This window comes from Brevundimonas sp. (assembly GCF_032107865.1).
Taxonomy (GTDB): Bacteria; Pseudomonadota; Alphaproteobacteria; order Caulobacterales; family Caulobacteraceae; genus Brevundimonas.
Genome location: NZ_DAMCNG010000169.1, coordinates 1 through 5,919, shown reverse-complemented (window position 1 = coordinate 5,919; position 5,919 = coordinate 1). Strand labels below are relative to the sequence as shown.

At 67.9% G+C, this 5,919-nt stretch carries 10 protein-coding genes; 6 read left to right on the top strand and 4 right to left on the bottom strand.

The window, feature by feature from the left end:
* The 4 genes from tolQ to RT567_RS12715 form a co-directional block, all read right to left on the bottom strand.
* Positions 1 to 703 (bottom strand): protein TolQ (gene tolQ, locus RT567_RS12730; RefSeq protein ID WP_313576687.1); only part of this gene is annotated, 703 nt, incomplete at its 3' end.
* 123 nt (positions 704 to 826) lie between these two features.
* Positions 827 to 1,282 carry a tol-pal system-associated acyl-CoA thioesterase gene (gene ybgC / locus RT567_RS12725; protein WP_313576686.1) on the bottom strand — a complete coding sequence of 152 codons (456 nt, stop codon included), beginning with the start codon at positions 1,280 to 1,282 and terminating at the stop codon, positions 827 to 829.
* 4 nt (positions 1,283 to 1,286) lie between these two features.
* Positions 1,287 to 1,667: a hypothetical protein gene (locus tag RT567_RS12720; protein ID WP_313576685.1), complete on the bottom strand. Its 381-nt coding sequence runs from the start codon at positions 1,665 to 1,667 to the stop codon at positions 1,287 to 1,289.
* A gap of 118 nt (positions 1,668 to 1,785) precedes the next feature.
* Complete coding sequence (locus RT567_RS12715) at positions 1,786 to 1,995, bottom strand: hypothetical protein (protein ID WP_087140890.1); 210 nt, start codon at positions 1,993 to 1,995, stop codon at positions 1,786 to 1,788.
* Positions 1,996 to 2,120: 125 nt separating this feature from the next.
* On the opposite strand from RT567_RS12715, the gene RT567_RS12710 reads away from it, so the two are divergent.
* The 6 genes from RT567_RS12710 to ruvA all read left to right on the top strand — a co-directional run.
* Positions 2,121 to 2,894 carry a YebC/PmpR family DNA-binding transcriptional regulator gene (locus tag RT567_RS12710; protein WP_087141197.1) on the top strand — a complete coding sequence of 258 codons (774 nt, stop codon included), beginning with the start codon at positions 2,121 to 2,123 and terminating at the stop codon, positions 2,892 to 2,894.
* Positions 2,895 to 3,017: 123 nt separating this feature from the next.
* Positions 3,018 to 3,536, top strand: coding sequence for a hemerythrin domain-containing protein (locus tag RT567_RS12705; RefSeq protein WP_313576684.1), 519 nt, complete (start codon positions 3,018 to 3,020; stop codon positions 3,534 to 3,536).
* Positions 3,529 to 4,230, top strand: coding sequence for an MgtC/SapB family protein (locus RT567_RS12700; RefSeq protein ID WP_313576683.1), 702 nt, complete (start codon positions 3,529 to 3,531; stop codon positions 4,228 to 4,230). The genes RT567_RS12705 and RT567_RS12700 overlap by 8 nt, the downstream gene beginning before the upstream one ends.
* A 59-nt stretch (positions 4,231 to 4,289) precedes the next feature.
* Complete coding sequence (locus RT567_RS12695; protein ID WP_313576682.1) at positions 4,290 to 5,012, top strand: MgtC/SapB family protein; 723 nt, start codon at positions 4,290 to 4,292, stop codon at positions 5,010 to 5,012.
* 58 nt (positions 5,013 to 5,070) lie between these two features.
* Complete coding sequence (ruvC, locus tag RT567_RS12690; RefSeq protein ID WP_313576681.1) at positions 5,071 to 5,583, top strand: crossover junction endodeoxyribonuclease RuvC; 513 nt, start codon at positions 5,071 to 5,073, stop codon at positions 5,581 to 5,583.
* Positions 5,580 to 5,919 (top strand): Holliday junction branch migration protein RuvA (ruvA, locus tag RT567_RS12685; RefSeq protein WP_313576680.1); only part of this gene is annotated, 340 nt, incomplete at its 3' end. The genes ruvC and ruvA, both read left to right, overlap by 4 nt.

Here is a 5,919-nt window from a genome sequence, read left to right as displayed (position 1 = left end):
GCGGGGTCGCAGGCGCGCCCAGACGACGGGCGATGGCCGATTGCAGATCGTCCGCAAAGGCTTCCAGACGGCCGGTGAACTTGCCCGCCGACACCGAGAAGGCGTTGAAGGCGATATAGGCCGGGATGGCCGCCGCCAGGCCGATGGCCGTGGCGAACAGGGCCTCGGCGATGGCCGGGGCCACCGTCGTCAGATTGGTGTTGCCCGCCGCCGCGATGCTGTCGAAGGCGTTCATGATGCCCCACACCGTGCCGAACAGGCCGATGAAGGGCGAGGCGGTGGCGACCACCGACAACACGCCCAGGCCGTTCTCGACCTTCTGGCTCTCGCGGGCGATGACCGAATCCAGCGCCCGGTCGATGCGAGCGATCAGCATGGAGCCTTGCGTGTCCGTCATGGCGCCGCGCGTGCGCGCCTCGCGCCAGTCCTGCAACGTCAGCACCAGCATGCGCGGCAGGGGATCGACGGGCTGCGGCCCCGCCTGGGCGGCGACCTCCTCCAGCGAACGGCCGCTCTCGACCTGCTTCTCGAACTCGGTCGCGCGGGCGTTCATGCGCGAGAAGCGCACCGCCTTGTCGATGATGATGGTCCAGGACCAGACCGAGGCCGCGGCCAGGCCGATCATCACCGTCTTGACCACCCAGTCGGCGGTCATGAACAGCTCGATGGGATTCAGCAGGGAGGCGTCGGCGGGCGGAGTCATGCTTGGTCCTTGGCGGAAAGTCCGTTCATCCGCCTTTTGCACCGGGCGGACGTGGCGGTTTCATGGCGGCGGGTCTAACGGGCGTCGCGTCCTGCGTCACGGGGGCGTCGGCTGACAACCTCGTTATTGCGAGGCTTCACCGGAGAGCCAGGGCGTCACCAACTCGACCAGCCGCTTCGTCGGGCGGCGCGGACGCCCGTCCAGATGGATGCACACGGCGACCACATCGGCCCGGCACAATACGTCGCCGTCGCGTTCGACCGTCTGGCGGATGATCAGGCGCGGCCCCTTGATCGCCTCATAGCGGGTGCGCACCACCAGGGCGTCGTCGATCCGTGCGGGCTTCAGATATTTGATCGCCAGGTCCGACACCACGAAGGCCAGCGGCTCGTCCTGCTCCAGCAGGTCGACGTGCCCTACCCCCGCCAGACGCAGGAAGTCCGACCGCCCCCGCTCGAAATAACGGACATAGTTGGCGTGGTAGACCAGGCCGGTGAAGTCGGTGTCTTCGTAATAGACCCGCACGGGCAACAGGTGATCGCGACCGTCGAAGCGGCCGGCGCTGGGTTGGTCGGTCATGGTCTCAGCTCTTGCCGGAAGCGGCGGGCGCCGGGGCGTCGAAGCCCGGACAATAGCGCGATTTCAGCGTCGCGAACTCGCCGGTCAGCGGATCATTGCTCATCAGGATGCGGTTGGGCCGCGACACGAAGGCCACCGCCTCCCGGCTGCCCTTTAGCCCGGCATAGCCGCAGGCGGCGCGACCGCGTCCGGACTCGACATGACGCACCTCGGCCTGCGGTCCCATCTGTTCGCGCACCTGATCGAGGGCGCGTTCGGCCGGGGTCGTCTGCCTCGGCCCGAAGTGCGCGCCCTGCATCAGGGCGTAGACGCTGAAACCGCCCAGCACCAAGACCGCCGCGCCGAGCACGACGATCATCCGGTTCATCCTGCGGGGATGCGCCAACGGCCGCCTCCTTCTTGGAAAGGAAGGATGACCGGCTTTACCGCTGAGGTGAAGTCTTTTTGCGAAAGATTCGCGCTTCTCTTCCCCGCACGCCAACAGCGAGGAATGCCGGCCGTCGTTAATCCCGGTCGTAGAGACGCAGCACGGCCAGGGCGCCGATGGTGGTCAGCACCCCCAGCGCAAAGGCGCCGACCAGCGAGCTTGTGGCCGCCGCAGTCGACACCGTGACCGGCCGCTTGGCGTACCACTGAACGATCTCGCCGGCGTGGGCGTGATCGATGCCCTCGTCATAGGCTTCGTCCAGATAGGTGTCGTCGGCGGCGGCCATCGGCGTCTCCAATTCATGCCTGCGCATAATCCCCGGCGCGTTCGGGCGGTTCCCCTCTCGTGACAGAGGAAGCGGCATCCAGTAAAGGGCGCCCTCAGCATATTCGACATCTGGCGAGCGACTCCATGGCCGGCCATTCCAAATTCAAGAACATCATGCACCGCAAGGGCCGCGCAGACGCGGTCCGTTCAAAGCTCTTTTCACGTCTGTCACGGGAAATCACCGTGGCGGCCAAGTCGGGGATGCCCGACCCGGCGATGAATCCCCGGCTGCGTCTGGCGGTGAACAACGCCAAGGCCGAATCGATGCCGAAGGACAACATCGAGCGCGCCATCAAGAAGGCCTCGGGCGGCGAAGTCGATGCGATGGAGGAAATCCGCTACGAGGGCCGCGGCCCCGGCGGCGTCCAGATCATCGTCGAAGTCCTGACCGACAACCGCAACCGCGCGGCCTCGGGCGTGCGTTCGGCCTTCGCCAAGAACGGCGGCGCCCTGGGCGAATCGGGCTCGGTCACCTTCATGTGGGACCGGGTCGGCAAGATCCACTATCCGGCCGAGGCGGGTTCTGAAGACGCCGTGATGGAGGCCGCCATCGAGGCCGGCGCCGCCGACGTCGAGAGCGATCTGGTCAAGCCCGACATCTATGAAGACGCACCGGGCCACACGATCTGGACCGCCTTCGAAGACCTGAACGAAGTGGCCGAGGCCATGTCCAAGGTGCTGGGCGATCCCAAGTCGACCGCCATCGTCTGGAAGCCGCAGTCGGAAATCGACCTGACGGGCGATTCGGTCGGCGTCCTGTTCAAGCTGCTGGACGCCCTGGACGGCGAAGACGACGTGCAGCAGGTCTATTCGAACGAGAACATCTCGGACGAAGACGCCGCCAAGTTCGCGGGCTGATCCGCACGCGATGATCCTGACCTCGACGCCCTTCTCCTGCGGGAGCGGCGTCGAGGGATCAGGAACCGGACCCGAGTCCGGAGGCTTCTTAAGGCTCAAGCCTTGCCGCGAGGAGCCCGCCCCATGGACATCACCCAGCTGATCCTGGACGACCACGCCGAACAGCGCAGGCTGTTCTCCCTGATCGAACAGATCGGCGCGGACGACGTCGAGGCTCTGAAGGCGGTGTGGGGACGGTTGTCGGCCTTTCTGGACGCCCACGCCGAGGCCGAGGAACGGCATTTCTATCCCGAGCTTCTGAAGCTAGGCGAAGGCGCCAACGACGCCGACGACGGCACGGTCGAGGGCGAGACCGAGGACGCCATCGAGGATCACAATAAGCTGCGCGACGCCGTCAAGGCCGTGGCCGGCCACAGGGTCGGCAGCCGCGCCTGGTTCGACGCGATCGGCGAAGCCAACGTCGTCAACTCCAAACACATGGGCGAGGAAGAGCGGCAGGGGCTGACCGACTTCCGCCGGAACGCCGACCTGCAGACGCGGCACGATCTGGGCGTGCGCTTCGCCGCCTTCCAGGCCCGCCACATCACCGGGGTGAAACCGGTCAACAAAGACCCCGAAGCCTACGTCCAGAAACATGGCTGACGCCGCCTGGCTGGAAACCGTCGTCCTGCCCATCGCCGGCGCCCTGATCGCGGGCGGCCTGATCGGGTTCGAGCGCGAGTGGCGCGGCCGGGCGGCGGGCTTCCGCACCCACATCCTGGTCAGCCTGGCGTCCTGCCTGCTGATGCTGGCCGCCATGACCCAGGCCGACTGGGCCTTTCGCGCCCTGCCGAACGAGAACATCGTCACCGACCCGACCCGCATGGCCCATGGGGTGCTGACGGGGATCGGCTTTCTGTGCGCCGGGGTCATCTTCCGCACCGGCTTCTCCATCCACGGCCTGACGACGGCGGCCTCGCTGTGGATCACCTCGGCCATCGGCCTGCTGTTCGGAGCGGGGCTGTTCGCCTTGGGCGCGGCGGGAACGGTAATCACCGGCCTGATCCTGGTGGCGCTCAGACTGGTCAGCGCGCGCCTGCCCGATCGCACCCTGACCGACGTGGAGGTGCGCTGGCGTCGCGACGCCCCCTCGCCCGAGGCCGAGGTCGAAGCCGCCTTGCGCGCGGTCGATCCCAGGCCAGCGCCTGACCGTTTCGAACTGATCGACGACGGGACGGTCGTGCGCCGCAGCTGGCGCGTCCAGTGCGAAGGCGAGGCGGCGCTGAAGACCCTGGCGGCGCGGCTGTCAGCCCTGCCTTCGGTCTGCGGCTACGCGCTGGACCCGCGCGACGACTGACGGCTTGCCGGAGGCTGCGCAGAGGTCCAACCTGAACGGTCGTTGGGAGCGTTTGGATCATGGCGATCGACTGGGGCGTGACGCATTGGGGCGTCGATGAACTGAGCCTGCTGGCGCCGGTGGCCTCGGCCATGGTGGCGGGCGGGCTGATCGGGATCGAGCGGACCTACCACGGCCATCCGGCGGGGTTCCGCACCCATATCCTGGTCTGCATGACCTCCTGCGTCCTGATGCTGGCGGCCATGCATCAGGCCAGCTGGGCCTTCGTCGCCCTGCCCGAGCAACGGCTGGTGATCGACCCGACGCGGATGGCGCACGGCATACTGACCGGCATCGGCTTCCTGTGCGCCGGCGTCATCTTTCGCGAGCGGTTCTCGGTCCACGGCCTGACCACGGCGGCGTCGCTGTGGACCACCTCGGCCATCGGGGTGATGTTCGGCGTCGGCCTGTGGAAGCTGGGGCTGATCGCGGCGGGCGCGACCCTGCTGGTGCTGGCCATCCTGCGCTTTCTGGACGCGCGCCTGCCTCATGTCGGCGTGCTGGACGTCACCCTGCGCTGGACGCGCGGCGCCGCGCCGGAAGAAAAGGCGCTGCGCGCCCTGCTGGCCGAGAACGGGCTCAGCCCCACGCGCATCGGCCACGTCGTCAGCCCCGACGGCCAGATTCACGAACAGCACGTGAAGGCGCGCGGCCCCATGCCGCTGAAGGTCGACGCCCTGTCCCGCGCCCTGGCCGAACAGGCGGGTCTGGCGGGCTTCTCAGTCATGCCCCGAGACGATTGAGACGGCGACGAGCCGCCCGGTCATTGTTCGCTAACCCTCTTTGGGGCAATAGGAACGGATGGCGAACGAAACGACTCGGATCCTGGGGCTGGACCCCGGCCTGCGCCGCACCGGCTGGGGCGTTATCGAAAGCGAAGGCAGCCGCCTACGCTGGATCGCGCACGGCGTCGTCGCGCCGGATGAGAAGGCGCCTTTCTCTGAACGGCTGCTGCATCTGCTGGAGCAGGTGGGCGAGGTGTGCGCCGCCTATAGTTGCGACGAGGCGGCGATCGAGGAGGTCTTCGTCAACGTCAATCCGGCCTCGACGCTGAAGCTGGGCCATGCGCGGGCGGCCGTCATGCTGGCCCCGGCGCGAGCGGGGCTTAGCGTCGCCGAATACGCCCCCACCCTGATCAAGAAGGCGGTGGTAGGGGCCGGGCAAGCGGACAAGAGCCAGATCGCCTTCATGGTCAAACGCCTGCTGCCCGCCTCGGGCGATGTGAAGGCTGACGCCGCCGATGCGCTGGCCGTGGCCGTCACCCACGCCCATCATCGCCGGTTCAAAACGGCAGCAATACGAGGCGCAGCATGATCGGGCGTCTGCGCGGAATTCTGGCCGAGGTCGGCGAGGCGGAGTGCCTGATCGACTGCGGCGGCGTGGGCTATGTGGCGACCTGCGGGGCGCGGACGCTGGGCCGACTGCCGGCGCCGGGCGACGAGACCCTGCTGTTCATCCAGAGCCAGTGGAGCCAGGATCAGGGGCCGCGCCTCTACGGCTTCCTGAGCCGGGACGAGCGCAAGGTCTTCAACCTAATGCTGACCATCCAGGGCGTGGGGCCGAAGGCGGCGCTGGGCGTGCTGGACATCCTGCCGCCCGCCGAACTGGCCGCCGCGGTCGCGCGCGAGGACAAGGCCGCCGTCGGCCGCG

Excerpts from the sequence above, each read along its gene's own strand:
- RT567_RS12705 (WP_313576684.1), top strand. The coding sequence starts at position 3,018 with ATGGACATCACCCAGCTGATCCTGGACGACCACGCCGAACAGCGCAGG.
- RT567_RS12695 (WP_313576682.1), top strand. The coding sequence starts at position 4,290 with ATGGCGATCGACTGGGGCGTGACGCATTGGGGCGTCGATGAACTGAGC.
- ybgC (WP_313576686.1), bottom strand. The coding sequence starts at position 1,282 with ATGACCGACCAACCCAGCGCCGGCCGCTTCGACGGTCGCGATCACCTG.
- RT567_RS12710 (WP_087141197.1), top strand. The coding sequence starts at position 2,121 with ATGGCCGGCCATTCCAAATTCAAGAACATCATGCACCGCAAGGGCCGC.
- RT567_RS12700 (WP_313576683.1), top strand. The coding sequence starts at position 3,529 with ATGGCTGACGCCGCCTGGCTGGAAACCGTCGTCCTGCCCATCGCCGGC.
- RT567_RS12715 (WP_087140890.1), bottom strand. The coding sequence starts at position 1,995 with ATGGCCGCCGCCGACGACACCTATCTGGACGAAGCCTATGACGAGGGC.
- ruvC (WP_313576681.1), top strand. The coding sequence starts at position 5,071 with ATGGCGAACGAAACGACTCGGATCCTGGGGCTGGACCCCGGCCTGCGC.